Origin of the sequence: Asticcacaulis sp. AC460, assembly GCF_000495795.1 — a bacterium.
Classification (GTDB): domain Bacteria; phylum Pseudomonadota; class Alphaproteobacteria; order Caulobacterales; family Caulobacteraceae; genus Asticcacaulis.
Window position 1 is genome coordinate 1 of sequence record NZ_AWGD01000079.1, and the last position, 458, is coordinate 458.

A 458-nucleotide genomic window follows, 5' to 3' on the forward strand; every position below is an offset into this window, starting at 1 on the left:
GAACTACAGACGGCCGCGCGTTATGGGCGCATGTTCGGTGAATGGATCGCGGCCGGATTGAGCCTGCCGCTGCAGCTGTTGGGCGGATTGCCCGGCCTGCTGACCGGCATCTGGGGCGTTGCGAGCGGTATCGCGGAGCGTGCCGCCGCCGTCTGGGACACCATCGGCGAGCGTGTTAACGCGGCATGGCTGGCGCTGAGCGCCGCCACGGTTCAGGCATGGGATCGGCTGACTGGCTGGCTTAATGGCAAATGGGAGGGGCTGGTAAACGGGGCTAAAGCGCTGCCGGGACAGTTCAAAGAAGCCGGGATGAACATGATCAACGGGGTCATTGACGGCATTAGCGAGCGCTGGCAGGCGCTGAAAGACAAGTTTTCCAGCCTCACGGATATGCTGCCTGACTGGATGAAGTTTGGCGACGATGAGGCGGAGGTTAACCCGGCGATTTCATACAACCG

General features: G+C 62.0%; 1 protein-coding gene. It reads left to right on the top strand.

Annotated features, from left to right (window positions below; translation table 11 throughout):
* Window positions 1-458: hypothetical protein (locus ABAC460_RS50645; RefSeq protein WP_035426701.1), on the top strand; the 458-nt coding region annotated here is incomplete at both ends.